This is a genomic window from Flaviflexus massiliensis (genome assembly GCF_001375495.1).
Classification (GTDB): domain Bacteria; phylum Actinomycetota; class Actinomycetes; order Actinomycetales; family Actinomycetaceae; genus Flaviflexus; species Flaviflexus massiliensis.
Genome location: NZ_LN831058.1, coordinates 959,290 through 978,311 on the forward strand (window position 1 = coordinate 959,290; position 19,022 = coordinate 978,311).

Annotated in this window: 15 protein-coding genes; 9 read left to right on the forward strand and 6 right to left on the reverse strand. The window is 58.5% G+C overall.

The features are described from left to right. Positions 1-5: 5 nt before the first annotated feature. From BN1241_RS08400 to BN1241_RS08410, 3 genes are read right to left on the reverse strand one after another with little or no spacing between them, the layout of a single operon-like run. Complete coding sequence (locus tag BN1241_RS08400) at positions 6-923, reverse strand: pseudouridine synthase (RefSeq protein ID WP_082418281.1); 918 nt, start codon at positions 921-923, stop codon at positions 6-8. Further along, the gene (locus tag BN1241_RS08405) at positions 877-3,468 is read right to left on the reverse strand and encodes an AAA family ATPase (protein WP_054953170.1); all 2,592 of its coding nucleotides are present in this window, start codon (positions 3,466-3,468) and stop codon (positions 877-879) included. The genes BN1241_RS08400 and BN1241_RS08405 overlap by 47 nt, the downstream gene beginning before the upstream one ends. After that, positions 3,465-4,595, reverse strand: a complete 1,131-nt coding sequence (locus tag BN1241_RS08410) for a metallophosphoesterase family protein (protein ID WP_054953171.1) — start codon at positions 4,593-4,595, stop codon at positions 3,465-3,467. Before BN1241_RS08410 ends, BN1241_RS08405 begins: the two co-directional genes overlap by 4 nt. A gap of 100 nt (positions 4,596-4,695) precedes the next feature. On the opposite strand from BN1241_RS08410, the gene tpx reads away from it, so the two are divergent. Together tpx and BN1241_RS08420 are read left to right on the forward strand one after the other, a co-directional pair. After that, complete coding sequence (gene tpx, locus BN1241_RS08415; protein ID WP_054953172.1) at positions 4,696-5,196, forward strand: thiol peroxidase; 501 nt, start codon at positions 4,696-4,698, stop codon at positions 5,194-5,196. A 161-nt stretch (positions 5,197-5,357) separates the two neighbouring features. Then, complete coding sequence (locus BN1241_RS08420; protein WP_054953173.1) at positions 5,358-6,398, forward strand: patatin-like phospholipase family protein; 1,041 nt, start codon at positions 5,358-5,360, stop codon at positions 6,396-6,398. A 39-nt stretch (positions 6,399-6,437) separates the two neighbouring features. Here BN1241_RS08420 and zupT read toward each other — a convergent pair whose 3' ends face one another. Beyond that, positions 6,438-7,241 (reverse strand): zinc transporter ZupT, encoded by an 804-nt coding sequence (gene zupT, locus BN1241_RS08425; RefSeq protein ID WP_054953174.1) that lies wholly within the window; start codon positions 7,239-7,241, stop codon positions 6,438-6,440. Between the two features lie 153 nt (positions 7,242-7,394). Between zupT and BN1241_RS08430 the strand changes: the two genes are divergently transcribed. Together BN1241_RS08430 and BN1241_RS08435 are read left to right on the forward strand one after the other, a co-directional pair. Beyond that, complete coding sequence (locus BN1241_RS08430) at positions 7,395-8,246, forward strand: ketopantoate reductase family protein (protein WP_077138419.1); 852 nt, start codon at positions 7,395-7,397, stop codon at positions 8,244-8,246. Then, on the forward strand, positions 8,243-8,848 hold the full coding sequence (locus tag BN1241_RS08435) for a GNAT family N-acetyltransferase (protein ID WP_054953176.1): 606 nt from the start codon (positions 8,243-8,245) through the stop codon (positions 8,846-8,848). Before BN1241_RS08430 ends, BN1241_RS08435 begins: the two co-directional genes overlap by 4 nt. 207 nt (positions 8,849-9,055) lie before the next feature. On the opposite strand, the gene BN1241_RS08440 is transcribed toward BN1241_RS08435, so the two are convergent. Continuing rightward, a complete protein-coding gene (locus BN1241_RS08440) occupies positions 9,056-9,598 on the reverse strand; it encodes a YceI family protein (protein ID WP_054953177.1) in 543 nt (180 codons plus the stop codon). 271 nt (positions 9,599-9,869) lie between these two features. Between BN1241_RS08440 and BN1241_RS08445 the strand changes: the two genes are divergently transcribed. The 5 genes from BN1241_RS08445 (at position 9,870) to BN1241_RS08465 (ending at position 18,041) form a co-directional block, all read left to right on the forward strand. Further along, the gene (locus tag BN1241_RS08445) at positions 9,870-11,126 is read left to right on the forward strand and encodes a M18 family aminopeptidase (RefSeq protein ID WP_054953178.1); all 1,257 of its coding nucleotides are present in this window, start codon (positions 9,870-9,872) and stop codon (positions 11,124-11,126) included. 473 nt (positions 11,127-11,599) lie between these two features. Next, positions 11,600-13,423, forward strand: coding sequence for an ABC transporter substrate-binding protein (locus BN1241_RS08450; protein ID WP_054953179.1), 1,824 nt, complete (start codon positions 11,600-11,602; stop codon positions 13,421-13,423). Positions 13,424-13,691: 268 nt separating this feature from the next. Then, positions 13,692-15,218 (forward strand): ABC transporter permease, encoded by a 1,527-nt coding sequence (locus BN1241_RS08455; protein WP_054953180.1) that lies wholly within the window; start codon positions 13,692-13,694, stop codon positions 15,216-15,218. A 40-nt stretch (positions 15,219-15,258) separates the two neighbouring features. Then, complete coding sequence (locus tag BN1241_RS08460; RefSeq protein WP_082418283.1) at positions 15,259-16,266, forward strand: ABC transporter permease; 1,008 nt, start codon at positions 15,259-15,261, stop codon at positions 16,264-16,266. Beyond that, complete coding sequence (locus BN1241_RS08465) at positions 16,263-18,041, forward strand: ABC transporter ATP-binding protein (protein ID WP_082418284.1); 1,779 nt, start codon at positions 16,263-16,265, stop codon at positions 18,039-18,041. The genes BN1241_RS08460 and BN1241_RS08465 overlap by 4 nt, the downstream gene beginning before the upstream one ends. A gap of 254 nt (positions 18,042-18,295) precedes the next feature. Here BN1241_RS08465 and BN1241_RS08470 read toward each other — a convergent pair whose 3' ends face one another. Then, positions 18,296-18,913, reverse strand: coding sequence for a hypothetical protein (locus BN1241_RS08470; protein WP_054953181.1), 618 nt, complete (start codon positions 18,911-18,913; stop codon positions 18,296-18,298). Positions 18,914-19,022: the final 109 nt, after the last annotated feature.

The window sequence follows — 19,022 nt, forward strand, 5'->3', positions numbered from 1 at the left end:
TGAGGTTAGCTCTGCAGCCTGTCAGGACGCAGCTCTTGACAGGAATGAATTGTCACCGTTTCACCATCAACCGGATCGGTGAAGGCAATCTCGCTGGCCAAGAGCTCGATCCGGTCGGGAAACACCCGGCTTGACTCGAGCATTGAAGCTTCACCATTCCCGGCACTTGAGGTGGATGACGGGGCGTAGAGGGAATCGCCGATAATCGGGATTCCGCAGGCCGCGGCGTGAGCCCGAATCTGGTGGGTCTTACCCGTGAACGGCCTGGCACGGTACAGGCCGTAGCCACCGTGTTCCGCAATTAATTCAAATCCCGTTCGAGCATTTGCTTCACCACGAGTTTCGACAGTGCGCTGCCGCGACGTTTCGAGCCGTGACCGATACTCGACGGGAGGAGTCAGCACCCGGTTGGAGAGAAACTCGTAAACCTTCGCTACGTGACCGCGTGCAAATAGTGTCTGGTAGGTCCCACGAAAACTGGGATCTTTGACCAGGAGAAGGACGCCGGAGGTGGCTCGGTCGAGCCGGTGGGCACAGGCTACACCGGCAGAGATTTGTCGACGGGCCTGGACCAGGACTGAGCGTGCAACGAAGGAGCCCTGCGGGGTTGAGGCAATCCCTGCTGGCTTGTCAACGGCAACGAGGCGATCGTTCTCGAACAGGACCGGGAGGGGAACAGTGATCTCGTCGGGGACGGGACGATGAATAAAGGCGGTCGACTCATTGATGAGCCCAATATCTCCACGATCAATTCCCGCCACAACATCCGCGTGACTGACTTTTGCTCGCTTGGCGGCAAGTGCCTCGTAAACACGGGTTGCAAGATCCTCCCCATCACCGAGCCGAAGCACGGTGGGGGAGACTCCGCAGTGGGGATCAGATGCTGATGCGGTGCGCATCTGGCAAACCGGCGAAACGTTCATCGTTCGCAGTGAAGATGATGACCTGACCAGCTGTCTGCGTGCTACCGATCAAACTGACGGTCCGGTGCAGCATGCGGGGATCGGAGTAACCGAGCGTGTCATCAAACATGACGGGGACAGTGTCATCGGGTGAAACGAGGGAAGCCGTGGCAAGCCTGATGAGGATTGCCAACTGTTCCTTCGCACCCGTCGACAGATTGTCGAAGGAAACGGTAATTCCGTCTTTGCATCTGTGGCTGACAGTCAGATCGTTCTCCAATGTGGCCTCAAAGGTCGGGTCCTGGTAGAGAGCCCGTCCGAGGTGGTCGAGAGCGTCCTTGAATGGAGCCACATACTGGGCTCTAATGCTGGTCTGGTGACGGATGAGGACCTCTTCAAGGAGGCGGGCACCGTCAGCTCGAGCGTGCAGTGAGGCGCTTTCACGATTTGCGCGATCCAGTTCGGACTCTGCTTCATCCAGACCGGATTGAATCCCGGTGCGATTCTTTGACTCGAGGACCGCGGTCTTCACCTTGATGTCGGACTTGTATCGCTCCACTTGCACTTGCAGTCCCGTCACGTGCTGGGACAGGTGTTCGAAATCTGCCAGGATCTCGGCGCCCCCGGATTCGTCCAGCTTCTGCTGAGCTTCCTGGAAAGCCTTCTCGGCGTTTTCTACTGCCTTCTTCGCATCGCTAACTGCCTTCTCAACTTCCTTGTCTGAGGAGAGTTCGCGGGCCTCGGACAGTGCCTTGTCAGCCCTTTGCTTCACGGACTCTTGGGAGTCAATCTGACCGTTGAGGCGAGACAGTTCGTCACGGAGGGAGGCAGCATCTTGTTCGTGGCTACGGAGTACAGCTTCAGCGGACTCAACCGCTGTAGCTGCAGCCGCATCCTGCTCCGAGAGCTCGTCAATGTTGCCTTCGACTGCCTCGGACTGAGAATCGAGCCAGGAACGCTTCTGGGAGAGTTCATCCCGCAATTCATCTGCGCTGACCCCGCCCCGTCGATCCGACCGGCGTTCCTTCAAACGTTCGATGCTGGCAAGTGATTCCTGGTGAATCGAATGTGCCTGGCGAAGGAGTTGCACGGTCTCAAAGCCTGCCTCTTCGAGAAGCTCGCTCAACTCGTTTCGCAACGTAGCAACTTCGTCCGTTCCCGTTTTGGAAGAAGCCGGGGGAGTGATCGTGACGCGCAGCTGGTCAGGAAGCTCGATTGAATATTCGTCGAGTACCGGAACCGACAACGGCTCCGATCCCAGCTCTTCCTCCGTGCCGTTGATCAGAAGTTTGCTGGAACTGGACAGGGATTCGATCGTGACCTGCGCGGCTCCTGCCTTCATTGCCGCCTCGGCAATGTCGATGCGGCGTTCAAGATCTGTTGCCCTGTCCACGGTCTCCTGTTCGACTGGACGGAGCCCGGCACTGAGCTTTGAAATCTGTTCGGTCAGGCTGTCGTGGTCGAACAGAATCGCGGAGAGCCGATCAATTTCATCTCGGGTGCGTTTCTGGCGTTCAAAAAGGGTTGCTAAAGCCAATGCTTCCGCCAGCTTTTTCTTAGCATCCTTGGCTTCGTTCAGCTTCTTGGTGACGGAAGCGATCTCAGCCTCCCGAGGAGCGAGTGCCTCCTGACGTTCTATCCGCGTGGCAGTGAGGTTATCGAGTTCCTCCGTGGCGGCCTGAAGATCGGCCTTGAGGGCAGAGCGAACCTTAAGGCTTTCCTCCCGGGTCTCGTATTCCTTGACGTGGGAATCACGCTCCTGCCCGGTGCGCTCAAGCAACTCCTGTGCCTGTCGGGCCAGTTCCGCCTTGGCTTCGAGCGTCTTCAGCCTGTTGCTTTCACGATCAACGTGTTCGGTGAGGCGGTCGAGATCCTCGGTGAGGTTTGCGAGTTCGCGAACATCCGATTCGAGTCCGGCCAGCTTCGATCGTGCGTCCTCCACCGCTGTTTCCGCTGCGACCAGGCGTTTCTCGGCCTTGGTCACGAGTGTGCTGTAGGAGCCCCGCTGAGGCGTGAAGTATTTACCGACTTCGCTGGACACTCTTTCAAGCAGGGGAGTGGACCGTGGGTCGTCGGGTGCTGACCCGGATTGTTCACCGAGTGCGCGCTGTAGGGCGGTTGAGGATCCGAGACTGTCCTGACCAGGTTCTTGGGCCTGCATGAGCCGCGATGCCTGCCACAGCGTCTCATCCATGCCCTCCCACAGTTCCCTAGCGACTTCGTGGCCAGCATCCCCTGTTTCTGATTGCCCGGATCGGGGTCCTTCGAGGAAACGGAGTTCCGTGACCGGGCTTTTGAGCCAGCGTTTGGAGTACCGAACTCGGTGGGGTCCGATCGTAAATTCGGCTTCCACTTCCGGTCCAACATCGTCGTGGACAGGTTTTACTGATTTTACTTTGCGACTTGCCGATGTTGCTTTGAGTTCGATCAGGAGGTCAAAGGCGTCGATGAGGGAGGATTTTCCAGCCTCGTTTCGACCGGAGACGATTGTCAATCCGTCCCCGAATTCGACCTTCTGGTCTGTGATCCCACGGAAGTTACGGACGGACAGGGAGTGGAGTTTCATGCGTTTGCTCCAATTCGGTAGAGAAGCTTCAGTGCATCGGCTGCGACAGTGTCTCCCGACTGTGCGCGTTCGGACAATTCCGCAAATGCGTCGGCTGCGAAGCCGGTGAGCCCGAGCGAGTCAGCATCCGCCTCATCCGGCACAATCGTCAGGTCCGTATGGCGTTCCCACTGGCCGAGTGAAGCAAGTAGGTGCTCGCTATTTTCAAGCACGGTGTCGAGTTCGGCAGCGGCGGCAATCGACAGGCTGCCGGTGAGGATTGTTTGAACAATCGTCCGGTCCTTGGAGCGGATTGATGCCAGGTCCTCAGCAAGTAGCTGGACATCGTCGCTGGAGTCGATGTTTCGCTCCACCGTTGTGTGGAGCCACGTACCCACTTCGTGTTTGGTGGCGGTCACGCCGTCAACGACCTTGACCACGAGCACGGTTCCCCTGTCAGGTTCGCGGAAGCTCGTGGTTTCGTGAGTTCCGGAGTAGTTGATGGCACCCGTTTCGTCGTCGATCCAGCAGATATGACGATCTCCGAGGGCTACGTAGGTGACAAGCCCGTCATGAATGGCAGCCCTCAGCGCTGCGCTGTCAACATACTCGGTTGAGCTCTGGGATGAGGGGTCCAGTTCCTTCAGCATCCCGTGGCCGACGAGGATGCGGATCTTGTCAGTGGGAGCAAGGTCATTAAGCGCTCCGGTCACGGGATCCTTGCCCGGATTCTTGGATAGCCAGGGGACACCAATGATCTCAACGCCGGGTGCGGCCTCGACCGGATCCGTACTATCCAGGAGAGTGACGTTCTTGGGGAGAGCCCGTTTCATTTCTTCCGAATGCCACAGCGAGCCGGGACCGAGGGGATCGTGGTTGCCTGGCAATAGGAAGATGGGGAGGCCAACCTCGCCCATGGCCTCGCATGCTCGACCAATGTCTCGTGCCGGCAGGTTCGCATGTTCGAACACGTCTCCGGCTACGACAATGAACTCTGCCCCTTCACGCTTGGCGACCTCGCCGATCGTGTGGATGGTGTGAATGCGATCGCCGGTGAAGCGTGCCTGGGCCTCATCGGCCAGGTAGTGCCGGGTCATTCCCAGCTGCCAATCGGAGCTGTGTACGAAAGTGACGGGTCGTGTAGTCATGTTTCAACCATACGAAACCGGTACGGCAGAAACCTTGCCGGGTTATTCCAATGGATGAAATACCTTGAAACTGTGATGGTTGCCTCGGGACAATTCGTACATGGATATTACGTACCGTGGTGCACACGTCAAGACCGTTGGGCAGCTACCCGAGGTTGGGTCGGCAGCTCCCGATTTCACCCTCGTGAACTCGGAACTGGAAGATCTGAAGCTAGCCGATTTTGCGGGCAAGCGTCTCGTTCTCAACATCTTCCCGTCGATCGATACCCGAGTGTGCGCGGCGGCAGCCCGTGAATTCAACAAGCTTGCCGAAGAGATTCCCAACACCGCGGTTCTCTGCGTCTCCCGTGACCTGCCCTTTGCTCTCAACCGCTTCTGCGCGGCAGAAGGAATTGACAACGTCGTGACGGCCAGTGCTTTCCGCTCTACGTTTGGTGAGGACTATGGGGTGACGATGGAGAATGGTCCGATTGCATCTCTCCTGTCCCGTTCCGTTGTCGTGATCGATACCGATGGCAGGGTTCTCTACTCCGAGCAGGTTCCCGAAATCAGCCAGGAACCGGACTACGAAGGTGCTCGTGCAGCACTCACCAACGCCTGATATCAACTGAATTTAGGTGGACAGAAGGGCGGGCACGGTTGCCCGCCCTTTGTCATGTGCCAGTCAATTCAGAGCCGAGTCCGTTGGATGGAAGCTGATCTGACGCATTTCCAAGGCGGGAACAGTATCGTGTCAGGTACGTATCGGGAGAGGAACGAAGAATGAGGATTGCTCTGGTTCTAGGCTCTGGAGGAGCCCGGGGGTATGCCCACATCGGTGTCATTGAAGAGCTCAAGAGGCGCGGGCACGAGATTGTTGCGATCGCTGGAACCTCGATGGGCTCGATCATCGGCGGATTGGAGGCGGCCGGGAAGCTCGATCAATTTGCTGACTGGGCGACGGGGCTCGCGCAGTTTGATGTGCTCCGCATGTACGACCCGGCCTTCACTCAGCCGGGGATCATCAAGGCGGAGAAGATCTTCTCCATGGTCGATTCCTTCACGCCCGGCGTACAGATTGAGGACCTCGCCATTCCCTTCACCGCCGTTGCCACCGATATCACCAACCACCGTGAAGTGTGGTTTCAGCGGGGTGACCTCGTGACGGCCATGAGGGCCTCATGTGCGATCCCCACCTTTATTTCCCCCATCATGGTCAACGGGAAGATCCTGGCCGATGGTGGGCTTGTTAACCCCGTGCCGATCGAACCGACCTTGGCGGTGCCGTCCGACCTGACAATTTCCGTCACTCTGAGCGGCCGCCCGAACTCCAACTATTCAGCATCAGCGGTCATGGAATCCGCCTCCCAGCAGGCCGGGAACACTGAAACGCAGGAGCGGACGCTGTCAGACCGCCTCCGACGCGGGGTTGCGGGGCTCATGGACACGGCAGTGTTCAAGCACCAACGGGAACGCGGCGAGGATAATACGGGGATGCTCAGCGAGGAACTGTTCGGAGAGGGCGAGGAGAACAGCGGGGAGGAATCCTGTTCTCATCCCGAGGAGGGGCCGGGCCAGCCAACCGGATCCTGGAGCGAGGTTGGGAAGCTTCCGGCCGATCTCAACACCATGGGCGTGATCAACATGGCGCTCGACACGATGCAGGACATGATCGAGAGGTATCGGGCCGCGGCGAATCCGGTCAACGTGAAGATCAGCGTGCCATCCGCAGTTTGTGGAACCCTCGACTTCCACAAGGCTTCCGAAGTGATCGAGACCGGCCGCCAACTCGCCATCGATGCCTTCGATGAGGCGGGAATCTAGGGGCAAGTCCGGAGGAGGGATGCGTTGCGTGTTTGTGCGCTATCCGAGGAGCAGGAGTGAGAGCGCCATGACCGCCATGCCCGCCACGAGGGACAGGATTGCGACGTGGTGCTTGCCGAACTCTCGGGCCGAGGGCAGGAGCTCGTCGAGTGATATAAAGATCATGATCCCGGCTACTGCCGCGAACGACATTCCCATGAGGGTGTCGGAAACAAAGGTGGAGAGCACAAAGTAGCCAACAAGAGCACCCAGTGGCTCAGCCAAACCCGAGGCTGCCGAGAACCAGAAGGCCTTCTTCCTGCTGCCCGTTGCATAGTAGATCGGGGCGGAGACAGCAATGCCTTCCGGAATGTTGTGGATGGCGATAGCAACGGCAATGGGTATCGCGACTTCCGGGTCTTGCAGGGCCGAGAGGAAGGTAGCAAATCCTTCGGGGAAATTATGGATGGCAATGCCCGCCGCGGTGAAGACCCCCATTCTCATGAGTCTCGCGCGCTGCTCAGTATTGAGGCCGGAGGTGACCGGCGCCATTTCGTGCGGATTAGCTTCCTTGGGGACGAGGAGGTCGATGGCTGCGATGAGTCCCATGCCCCCAAAGAATCCCAGAACCGTTACCCAGGGACCCCACTGCTCGCCAAGATCCGCGACGAGAGCAACTTGCGCCTTCGGAAAGATCTCGATCATCGATACGTAGATCATGACGCCCGCGGAGAAGCCGAGCATCGCGGCTAGAAAAGCGGGGGACTGGTCTTTCTTGAGGAAGGCGATAAGGGAACCGATAGCGGTCGCCAGCCCTGCGGCCAAGGTGATCGCGAAGGCAAACAGCAGATTCCCTGTATCCATGACCCACTCCTCCCTCTTTGTTCGTTCTACCAGTCAACCATAAGGTTTCGGATACCCGAAACCTTGGGACTTTGGTGCCGCCAAGAGACGGAAAGCGGGCTCCTTGTGGGTTCGGCCGGAGGTTGGCAGGTGGGCTCGTATAGGATTGGTAACGTGTTGAGTATCGTGGGCCCTGGCGGTGTTGGTGGAGTGCTCGCTGCGGTTGCGCAGCGGGCCGGGGAAGACGTTGTGGTGGTGGCAACACCGCAATCAGCGCGAGTCCTGAATGAACGTGGATTGCATCTAAAGTCCCGCCAATTTGGTGAGTTCCACACCGACATCGTGGCCCGCACCGAACCCAGCGCCAACTCGCTCGTTATTGTCGCGGTCAAGAGCTACTCAATCCCCGACATTGCCGATGCCATACGTGACTCCAAGCCGAAAGAAGTCCTCGCACTCTGCAATGGGCTCGCGCACGCGGAAGCAATTCACGCGCTCGGTGCCCCAAGAACAACGAGTGGTTCGATCAGGATCGTGTCTGAAAGGGTTGAGCCAGGACGGTTCCATCACCACTCGAAATTCACGATTATTGGCATGGAGGAAGTGGCACGAGACTGGGAAATCAGCGCAATCCTCAACCGCATCGGCATCAACACGAACATCGGTGGGACAGAACGCCAGGTACTCTGGAATAAGCTCCGCTTCCTCGCACCCATGGCGCTCCTGACCGCGTCCAAGGCCACGACCTTGGGGTCGGCCCGCCAAGGTTCCGAGGAACTTCTTGCTGAAATCGCTGCCATCGCCACAGCCGAAGGAATGGAAACGACGGCAAACGATATTGCTGACAACCTGGCCCGAATCGATGGCGATTCCGACAGTTCGCTCGGGCGTGATGTGACCGCAGGTAACAGGACTGAGCTCGATGCCCTGGGAACAGATCTCATCAGAATCGCTCGCACCCACGGAATTGCGACCCCGGCGCTCGAGGACGCCGTTGCGGCAATCGAACGGAGACTCCGCTCATGATCATCAGGGCAGCGACCCAAGCGGACCTGACAACCATCATTCCCGAACTGGGAAAGACTTTTGCCGCCGACCCCTCGCTCGGGTGGATCCTGCGCGAGTCGGACGATCCTCAAGGAATTCTCGAAGCCTTCTACGGAGCAGTCTCCGAACACGCGCTGAGCGTTGGATATATCGACGTGGCCGAGGAAGACGGTGAGTTCCTCGGAGCTTCGGTCTGGATGCCGCCGAGCGAAACGCTGCCCCTCAAAGTTCTGCGCAAGTCCCTGCCCGCCGTCAAGAAGATCGGCAAGGCAGTGCCGACTCTCGTCAAATACCTGTACGCATCCTCCAAGGTGAGCCTCCCGTTCCCATCCTGGCACCTCGAGATCATCGTCGTGAACGAGCGCGCTCGCGGACGTGGAATCGGATCAAGGCTCCTGGACCACGGTATTGAGAGGGTAGGGGCGGATGCTGCGCGACTGGAAGCAACCAGTCAGCGCTCGGCCAAACTCTACACATCGCGAGGCTTCATCGTGCTCGGCGAGGTGAAAACCCCGGCGCCAACGCCGGAAATTATTATGTGGCGCCCCGCCAGCAGCCCCTATGTACCCGACCGCTCCTAGCGGTGCGGATTAGCAAGGGCTGAGTTTCGGACCCATTTCTTGCCGAGAGCTCCGACGGTGCTGACTGAAGCCAAATGAAACATCGTTCATCGAAAGAATGTCGCTTGATGATGTCACTTTTTCGGGCCGGGAAATGAAAACAAAAAGCCGTGGGTCGCTACATGCGTACCGACCCACGACCTGCCCGCTCGTGCGGGTGGAAGAAACTTAGGCGTTCTTGATTGCGGAGATCTCGAACTCGAGGGTGATCTTTTCGGAGACGAGGAGGCCACCGGTTGCCAGCGGAACGTCGAAGTCGATGTTCCAGTCCTTGCGGTTGACAACGACGGAGCCTTCGAGGCCAACGCGCTCGTTGCCGAACGGATCCTGGGCTGCACCCATGTACTCGAAGTCAACGGTCACGGACTTGGTGATGCCCTTGATGGTCAGGTCGCCGGTGACTGCGAGGTTCTCGCCGTTTGCTGCGATGTGGGTCGAGTCAAAGGTGATGGTGGGGTGGTTCTCGGTGTCGAAGAACTCGGCGGTGTTCATGTGAGCATCGCGGTCAGCGTTGCCGGAGTTGACGGAAGCTGCCTGGATGACGACGTTGATCTTGGCGTCTTGCAGGTTCTCGCCGGTCGATGCGGTGCCCTCGAAGTCAGCGAAGCGTCCACGAACCTTGGTAACCATTGCGTGGCGAGCAACGAAGCCGATCTGGGTGTGGGTGGTGTCGAGGACGTAGGTGCCGTTGAGCTCGTTGAGGTCAGCCATGAAATCTTCCTAACTTTCGTTTGTTTCAGTTCTCCAAGCGGCTGGTGGGCCGCTCCGTGAAATAGTCTGACACACAATGATTGAGAGTTCAACTATTGAAAGTTGAACCATTGGGTGATGGTCGCCACTCTAGGGGGCTGGTCTGAAGACTGCGTGAACGGGAAATGGCGGATTCCTTGCCAGTGGAAGGTGGGGCAGGCGTGCAGCTTGCGGGCGTTGAAGTGGATGCCCATTCGGGTGACGGCTGTGCCACTCCGGTACGGTTGAGGGCATGAATGCGAAGACTCACAGTGCAGATTTGGCTCAATTCATCTCGGCGAGCCCGTCCTCTTTTCACGCGGCGCACGAGGTTGCTAGCAGGCTGGAAAAGATTGGCTACACCCGGCAGGCCGAGGATGAGGCTTGGGATGTGAGCCCGGGTGGCCACGTGCTTGTTCGTGGGGGAGCGGTCATCGCCTGGTGGATTCCTGAGCAGGTAACAGACCTGCGATTTGCCATCGTCGGAGCCCATACCGACTCGCCAACGTTTAAGGTCAAGCCCGGGGCGCAGTCAACCGTGGAGTCATATGAGCAGGTCAATGTTGAAACCTACGGGGGTCTGCTCGGCAACTCGTGGCTCAACAGGGACCTGGAGCTAGCGGGGAAGCTGTTCGCGAAGTCCGGCGAGCATCTGGTCCGGACCGGGCCCCTCATGGTCATTCCCCAGCTTGCCATTCACCTCGACAGATCTGCGCGGGAGGGCATCTCCCTCAACAACCAGCAGCACCTTCACCCGCTTTTCTCGGTCAGTGGAGCCAACCTCATGGAGCTCCTTGCCGACAAGGCCGGCACCTCAGACGAGATCCTCGGGTACGACCTTGTCGCAGCCGACACGCAGCAACCCGAAAACGTGGGTCCGGGCGGAGAATTCTTTGCCTCGGGACGACAGGACAACCTGCTGTCCGTGCACGCGGGTCTCGTTGCGCTCGAAAATCACGCGGAGTCATCCGGGGTGGTGGCGGTCCTTGCCGCCTTTGATCATGAAGAAATTGGCTCCGGCACACCCACGGGGGCGGCGGGGCCGATTCTCGAAACCGTCCTCCGCAGGACCGCGGCAGGTCTCGGGGCCGCATCGGAAGAGGAGCTCCAGCGAGCCTTTGCTCGGTCCAGCTGCCTGAGCGCCGACTGCGGTCACGCAATCCACCCGAACTATCAGGAGAAGCACGACCCTGCGCACCGTCCCGTCCTGGGTGGCGGTCCATTGCTCAAGCACAACGCGAACCAGGCGTACATGACAGACGGGTGGGGGACAGCACTGTGGCGCACGGTGTGCGCCGAAGCTGACGTGCCCACCCAGGACTTCGTGTCGCGCAACGACGTGCCGTGCGGCTCGACGATCGGTCCGTTGACCGCCACGAGGCTCGGCATCCGCACCATCGATGTTGGTGCTCCGCTTCTCTCGATGCACTCCGTGCGCGAGCTCAGCCATGTCGATGATGCCATTGCACTCTCACGGGCAATTGCCGCCTACTGGAAGCATTCCGCCTGATCGGCGGGCCCCATTATCCGGGGCCTGTGGCCGAAGAGTGAGCTCTCTATCGTGAAACGGTAGCTACGTGAGTACGGACGACTCCCTGCCGATCACAATCGGCAGGGAGTCACCTGTTGTGAACGTTGTGATTCAACGGAATCAGAGTGGAATAAATGCGATAAATGGATGCTCGTACCCCCCCCATGGAATCCCCACAGGGGTAGTGGTGATGTTGCCTATGTGGCCAGTTTGTGCACGGCTGGGATTATGTGAATGGTGTGCTGTTCGGCGGTCCAACGAATGTAACAAACTGATAAATTATGTCCTCTCTCTGGACAATGTGTTCGACTCCGCAAAACGCGTATGTATACTACAGTGACTTAACAAGAGTGGGCGACAGCCCTATCTGCTAGGCAAATCCGGTATAAACGGAACCACAAGGAACCGTGATGTCGGGCTTAATCACTTAATTCTGATCAAAGGTGACAATTGTGAAGCGAAGAAGAACATACTCGCTTGTTGCTGCGTCGGCTGCTGTTGCATTGGTACTCAGCGCTTGTACGACGGGTGGCGACGACGAGGAGACAAAATCCGGCGACGATACGAACACCAGCTCCGAAGAAAACGGTGGCGACGACGAAGGCTCCACTGATGGCGCCCCCGAGGGCACCGTTTCCTTCACTACCGGTGGTGATGAATACGCTGGCTACAACAACCTCCTGTCCAGCACCTACTCGACCGGTAACTCTGTCGTCAACGACCGCATGATGACCGGTTTCGGTTACTTCGATGCGAGCGGCGAGTGGGTCAACGGGACCGATCTGGGCTCCTACGAGATGGTCTCGGAAGATCCGCTTACGGTTGAGTACACGATTAACGAGGAAGCCGTTTACCAGGGTGGCACCACGATCACCTGCGAGGACTACTACATGGACTGGGTCACCCAGAACCCGCAGTGGATCCTCGACGGCCAGGAAGAGGCGACCGGTGAAGCCGGTCCTCTGTTCGACCACGTTTCCGGTTCCGATACCTACGCAATCCCGGTTGCTGCTGGCCCGGACTGTGAAGCCGGCGATCGCTCCTTCACCATCGAATACAGCGAACCGAACCCCGACTGGGAGCTCGTCGTTTCCGGCGCACTGCCCTCTCACGTCATGGCTGAAAAGCTTGGCATGAGCAAGGAAGAGCTCTTCGAGGCACTCAAGAACGAGGACTTCGAAGTTGCTCAGAAGCTCGCTGAAGAGTGGAACAACTGGTACTCCCCGAACCCGGGCGAACTTCCTCCGATTGAGGAAACCCCCTCGTTCGGTCCCTTCACCTACCTCGAAGGTGGCTGGGAAGCAGGCCAGTACATTACCCTCGTCCCGAACCCGGACTGGTGGGGCGAAGCGCCCGGCGTTGAAGAGCTCGTGTTCCGCATGATCGCTCCCGAAGGCCAGCTCCAGGCACTCGACAACCAGGACGTTAACGTCATTGAGCCCCAGGGCACCCAGGACGCACTCGACACTCTCGAGGGCATGTCCGGCATCGTCATCCTGACGGGCCCGACCATGATCTGGGAGCATGTTGACTACAACTGGGCCGAAGGCTCCGTCTTCTCCGATGCGAACGGTGGCTTCGAACTCCGTGAAGCATTCGCCTACTGCGTACCTCGCGAAGAAATCGTTGAGAAGCTCGTTCGTCCTCTCGATGAGGAGACTGAGGTTCTCAACCTGCGCGAATACTTCCCGTCCGATCCGAACTACGACGCTGTCGTCGAGCAGGCCTACGACGGCCGCTACGACGAGGTCGACATCGAAAAGGCGAAGGAACTCGTTGAGGCATCCGGCGTCGAGAACCCGACCGTCCGCCTCGGCTACTCCGCACCGAACCAGCGTCGTGCTGACACGGTTGCACTGATCCAGTCCTCGTGTGCAGAAGCAGGCATCACCGTTGAAGACATCGGCTCCTCCGACTTCTTCGCACCCGGTGGCGCTCTCGACACCGGTAACTACGATGCAGCACTGTTCGCATGGTCCGGCTCCGGCCAGATCGTGTCCGGCGCTAACATCTACACGACCACCGGTCAGCAGAACTACCACGCATGGTCGAACGAGACCGTTGACGAGCAGTGGAACCGCGTCCAGACCTCCCTCGATGAGGAAGTCTGGCTGGAAGCAAAGACCGAGATCGAGACCGTCCTCTGGGATGAGCTCTTCGGTCTGCCCCTCTACGTGCACCCGGGCATCGTTGCCCACACTGAGGGTCTGCAGAACGTGGAACGCAACCTGACTCAGTCCGGCGTCGTATGGAACGCTGAAGAGTGGACCTGGTGAGGGTTCTGACCCCCACTATTTCCCAATAAGAGCCGCGTAGCGTCGGGAATGGTTACTTAACCTTCCCGCCGCTACGCGGCTTTCCATTGGCAGCGAACCCAGTTTGACCTTGGCCAACGGCGGCCAGTTGAATTTCGCGATCAGCAAACCTGCTCGTAGAATGCCTACAGTGCGCACCGAGGTTACCCCTCTCGCAGCACGGAGCCTGAGCTAAAAAGCAAAGGAAAACGGCCCCGGGAACGCACCTTCCAGAAAGAAGATACGAGACGTGTTCAAATTTGTAATGAAGAGAATCGGCATCTCTGCCCTGATTCTTTTTCTCGCATCCGTGCTGGTCTATGTCCTGACGATTAACTCGGGAGACCCGCTTGCAGACCTGCGAGAATCCAACGACACCAACCGCCAGAACCGTATGGATCAACGTACGGAACAGATGCGACTCAATGACCCCTGGTTTGTTCGCTATTGGGACTGGCTGCGAGGCATCCTGGGATGCTTCCGCCTCCAGTGTGATTTCGGTCAGAACCGTTCGGGACAAGATGTCAACCAGCTGTTGGGGAATGCGGCCGAGTCAACGATCAGACTCGTCCTTCTCGCAACGATCCTCGGTATCGTTCTGGGCGTCTTCTTCGGTGTGATGGCGGCTATCCGCCAGTACTCCGGATTCGATTACAGCGTGACGATGCTTGCCTTCGTCTTTTACTCGCTCCCCTCCTTCGTGTTTGCTATCCTGCTCAAGGAATTTGGTGCCATCCGTTTCAACAACTGGTTAGCGGCCCCAACGTTTAACACAGTATTTATCGTTGTCTTCTCCCTCTTATTCGCGTTGTTTGTGCAGGCGATCATCGCTGGAACCGCAAAGAAGCGGCTCATCGCGGGGTCGGCATCATTCCTGATCTCCATCGGAATCTTCCAGATCCTTGCGGTCACGAACTGGATCTCGGATCCAATCGCAGGCCTGTGGATTGAAGTGACCACCGGCATTGCAGCAGCTATTCTCTTCACCTCGTTGCTGGTTGGTTTGCAGAACCGTCGCGGACTCATGGTCACGCTTGGTTCCGCAGCAACCATGATCGTCGTTGTTATCGCTATGGGCGGGATCCTCAAGGACCCCTCGTGGATCGGGCTCTTCGTGGTGCTCCTCGTCGGCGTTGCCATCGCCGTTGGGCTTGCCCAGTTCTTTGGCGGGTACGCCAAGAAGGGCGTCATGTGGGCGAGCGTGTGGACCGTTGTGTCGATCTGGATCGCTACGATTGTTGACTACCTGGCACGCCACTGGACCGACTACATCGAACTGGTTCGCGGCCGCCCCATCTCCACGATTGGTTCCATGTCACCCAACTTCCGGGCTGCGGATGACTTCTGGCTGAACCTCATGGACACCTCCACGCACCTTATTCTTCCCACGCTTTCCCTGACCCTCATGTCGGTCGCTTCGTACACGCGCTACACGCGTTCGTCGATGCTGGAAGTGCTCGGACAGGATTACGTGCGTACGGCACGTGCGAAGGGCCTTCCGGAGCTCACGGTTATGTCCCGTCATGCATTCCGTAACGCACTGCTCCCCATCACCACCATCGTTGCCTTTGACTTCGCCTCCCTCATTGGCGGCGCGGTTATTACAGAGAAGGTGTTCGGCTGGAAGGGCATGGGTGAACTGTTCGAAACGGCACTGAAGAACGTTGACCCGGACCCGGTCATGGCGTTCTTCCTCGTGACCGGTGGTATCGCGGTGCTCATGAACATGTTCGCGGACATCCTGTACGCCTACATTGACCCCAGGATTAGACGGTGAGTTGCGTGCTAGATCTGAAGAATTTGAGGAGTGACTCCTAATGGAAAATACTGATCCCAAGGCACACATGGCCGCGGTGGGGGACTTCAATGTTGCGGAGCTAGACGACGAAGTCTTGGACTCGACAACTAACAAGTCCTACTCCCAGGGCCAGCTGGTTCTGCGCCGTTTCCTCCGTCACCGGGCAGCGATGATCTCCCTGATCATCTTCCTCGGCATTATTGTCATGGCCTTCACGTCGATCGGTTTCGGGCCGATCCCGGGATGGTGGAAGTACAACTACACGGGAACCCACCCAATCGTGAACGGTGGCGCCCCGACAATCGGCTGGTTCACCATTGGTGAGCACCCGATGGGCCAAGACACGGCTGGAAAGGACTACTTCGCTCTGATCATGCGCGGCACGCAGCGTTCGATCATCATCGCCCTCATCGTCGGTATTGTCTCAACCATTATTGGAACCATCGTGGGTGCCCTCTCCGGCTACCTGCGGGGCTTCGTCGAGACGATCCTCATGCGCGTCACCGACCTGTTCATCGTCATCCCGCTGCTTCTTCTGGCTGCCGTCGTCGGTCAGCTCGCGAGTCAGAGGCTCGGAGGCGGCATCATGATGCTCGCCTTCCTTCTCGGGTTCCTCTCGTGGACGGGCCTGGCGAGGCTGGTGCGAGGCGAAGTGCTGTCCTTACGTGAACGCGAGTTCGTGTACTCGGCTCAGGCCCTCGGGGCCTCCACCCCGCGCATTATCATCAAGCACATCCTGCCGAACTGTCTCGGCACGATCATCGTCTCCGCAACGCTGGCGATCGCGTCCGCCATCCTGCTCGAGACGTCCCTGTCGTTCCTCGGCTTCGGTGTGAAGGCACCGGATACGTCGCTCGGCCTGCTCATCTCTCAGTACCAGCAGAAGTTCTCGAGCCAGCCGTGGCTGTTCTACTGGCCGGCTGCCCTCATTCTCGCGATCGCGCTGTCCGTCAATTTCATTGGTGACGGCCTGCGTGACGCATTCGATCCCCGCCAGAAGAGCAAAGGAAAGGTGGGCAAGGCATGATCTTCGGAAAGAAGAACACTGAGGCACCCAAGGAGACAACGACCGCCCAGAACGGGACCGATATTGTCGAGGTGCACGAGAAGACGGATAGCCCCGTTCTTGCTTTCAACGAACTTGATGTTCAGTTCGGAACGGAGTTCGGTCGTGTCCACGCTGTCCGCGGTGTCGACATCGATATTCACCCGGGCGAAGTTGTGGCCCTCGTGGGTGAGTCCGGTTCGGGTAAGTCCGTGACCTCCATGAGCGCGCTCGGGCTTCTGCCCAGCAACGCCAAGGTTGACGGAGTGATCGATGTGGCCGGCCACAAGGTCCGCTCCATGTCCTCGCGCGGCTGGCGCAACCTTCGCGGTAAGGACATCGCGATGGTGTTCCAGGAACCGATGACAGCCCTCAACCCGGTGCTGACCATCGGCCTGCAGATCACCGAGGCCCTCGAACTGCACGGCATTGCCTACGGCACGGCCGCAACCAAGCGCGCGATCGAACTGCTGCGCATGGTGGGTATCGACAATCCCGAGGCCCGCGTCGAACAGTACCCGCACGAGCTCTCCGGTGGTCAGCGCCAGCGCGTTGTCATCGCGATCGCCATTTCCTGCAACCCGAAGGTCATCGTCGCTGACGAACCGACCACCGCCCTTGACGTGACGGTTCAGGCCGACATTCTCGATCTGCTGCGTTCGCTCAAGGACAAGCTCAACACCGGTATCCTCCTCATCACCCACTCCATGGGTGTCGTGGCGGACATGGCTGACCGAGTCCACGTCATGTTCCGCGGCAACATTGTCGAGTCGGGTTCCGTGGTTGAGGTCCTCAACCACGCGAAACACCCCTACACGAAGCGTCTTCTTGACGCTGTTCCCCACTTGGGGCAGGGTCGTGCGCAGTTTGGTCTGACGGAAATGGATACGAAGACTCTTGACCTGTCGAAGACAGTTCTGGATGTTCGTGACCTCGTCGTCGAATACGACGTGTGGGGCAAGGAACCGTTCCGTGCCGTCAACAACGTCTCTTTCAATCTGGCCGAACGGGAAATCGTTGGTCTTGTGGGCGAGTCCGGTTCGGGCAAGTCCACGATCGGCAAGTGCATCCTCGGCCTGCAGCCCGCTGCCGATGGTGAAGTACGCATTTTCGGCGACAACATGGTGGGAATGGACAAGAAGGCTGTAACGAAGATCCGTAAGGATATCGGTGTCATCTTCCAGGACCCGGCAGCCTCCCTCAACCCCCGTTTCCCGGTGGGTGACTGCATTGCCGAGCCGCTTGTCGTGCACAAGGTGGGGACGAAGAAGGAACAGCGCCAGCGCGTTTACGAACTGCTCGACGCCGTTCAGCTTCCTCGCTCTACCTACAACCGCTTCCCGCACGAGCTCTCCGGTGGTCAGCGCCAGCGCGTCTGTATTGCTCGCGCTCTCGCCCTCAACCCGTCGCTCCTGATCGCGGACGAACCGACTTCGGCACTGGACGTGTCAGTACAGGCAACAGTTCTGAAGATGCTTGCCGACCTCCAGTCGGACTTTGGTTTCGCCTGCCTCTTCATCTCCCACGACCTCGCCGTCGTTGACCTCATGGCACACCGTGTCGTCGTGCTCCAGCATGGAAAGGTCGTCGAGCAGGGTCTGTGTGCAGATGTTCTGCACGACCCGAAGGAAGAGTACACGAAGCGTCTCATCGCAGCCGCCCCGGTTCCGGAGCCGATCGAACAGAAGCGCCGCCGCGAAGAGCGCCACGAGCTCCTGCGCGAGTTCGGTGACGATGTTTCCGAGCTCAAGATCTAAGAGCATCAATGCAGTGAGCCACTAGGCTCATGGCACTAAGTAGTTTGTGGGGTGGACCAATCGGTCCACCCCACAAACTACTTACACAACTTTTACTTACACAACTTTTTTAGAGTCCGTTATTCAACTCTTTGACAGAGGACTACTACTCCCGGGGACTGGTTGATCCAGTGATCCCGCCGTCGAGCCGCAGCTCTCAGTCGTACTGATAATTAGCCGTTCTCATTCTTCATGTTTCAGCCGGTCTTTGCGTTTTAGGAGGAGGGGATGGAGCTGATCATGCCGAAGTAGATAAGGGCGGCGCCAATGACAACGAGACCGATCCTGATCGGGTCAACGCTCTTGGTGCGGGGCCTGTTTGGTGCGGTCCTCGTGCATTCGTCCGCCATGCGCCGCACCAGGGAGGATGCTTCTTTCATTGATGCGCGGTGCTGGTGCTGGCCCGAGTCGACCAGACGGATGTAGCTTTGTGATTCTTTGGACTTGCCGAACCGTGAGCCTACCGGAAGGGCCTGGCGCCCTCGGGACAGGCCTCCTGACCCGGGATAGGACGAAACGATGTCGGAGTGGGCGGAGGACACGATGTGCATGCCCAGCCTCGTGTCCAGTTCCTGGAAGTCCTTCCACGACACCGACCTGTTGGTGAACCAGTTGATGGCGGTGATGCCATCGCGGTCGAGCAGGAGGGCCGGCTGGTAGAAGAACACGTAGGTGATGAGGAGCCCACCCACGAGAACAATGATGGGACCGTGGATCCCGGCAGAGTTCGGATCAATATAGGTTGCGACCATGAAGATCCCGAAAAATAGGACAAGGAAGATCGCCTTGACGAATTGGCTCGTGGATCGCAAACGATAGATCGGTTCGGTCATGGACTCATTCTTGCAGGTATTGCACAACCCACCCATTTTCGGGAAGAAAACTGTGAATGTTGACGTGACTTTGGTGAGCTGGCTCGCTCATCACGATGATCGGGCCTTG

Coding starts and splice junctions, on each gene's coding strand:
- BN1241_RS08465 (WP_082418284.1), top strand. CDS start 16,263: ATGATCTTCGGAAAGAAGAACACTGAGGCACCCAAGGAGACAACGACC.
- BN1241_RS08445 (WP_054953178.1), top strand. CDS start 9,870: ATGAATGCGAAGACTCACAGTGCAGATTTGGCTCAATTCATCTCGGCG.
- BN1241_RS08410 (WP_054953171.1), bottom strand. CDS start 4,595: ATGACTACACGACCCGTCACTTTCGTACACAGCTCCGATTGGCAGCTG.
- BN1241_RS08420 (WP_054953173.1), top strand. CDS start 5,358: ATGAGGATTGCTCTGGTTCTAGGCTCTGGAGGAGCCCGGGGGTATGCC.
- BN1241_RS08400 (WP_082418281.1), bottom strand. CDS start 923: ATGAACGTTTCGCCGGTTTGCCAGATGCGCACCGCATCAGCATCTGAT.
- BN1241_RS08440 (WP_054953177.1), bottom strand. CDS start 9,598: ATGGCTGACCTCAACGAGCTCAACGGCACCTACGTCCTCGACACCACC.
- BN1241_RS08435 (WP_054953176.1), top strand. CDS start 8,243: ATGATCATCAGGGCAGCGACCCAAGCGGACCTGACAACCATCATTCCC.
- zupT (WP_054953174.1), bottom strand. CDS start 7,241: ATGGATACAGGGAATCTGCTGTTTGCCTTCGCGATCACCTTGGCCGCA.
- BN1241_RS08405 (WP_054953170.1), bottom strand. CDS start 3,468: ATGAAACTCCACTCCCTGTCCGTCCGTAACTTCCGTGGGATCACAGAC.
- tpx (WP_054953172.1), top strand. CDS start 4,696: ATGGATATTACGTACCGTGGTGCACACGTCAAGACCGTTGGGCAGCTA.
- BN1241_RS08460 (WP_082418283.1), top strand. CDS start 15,259: ATGGAAAATACTGATCCCAAGGCACACATGGCCGCGGTGGGGGACTTC.
- BN1241_RS08470 (WP_054953181.1), bottom strand. CDS start 18,913: ATGACCGAACCGATCTATCGTTTGCGATCCACGAGCCAATTCGTCAAG.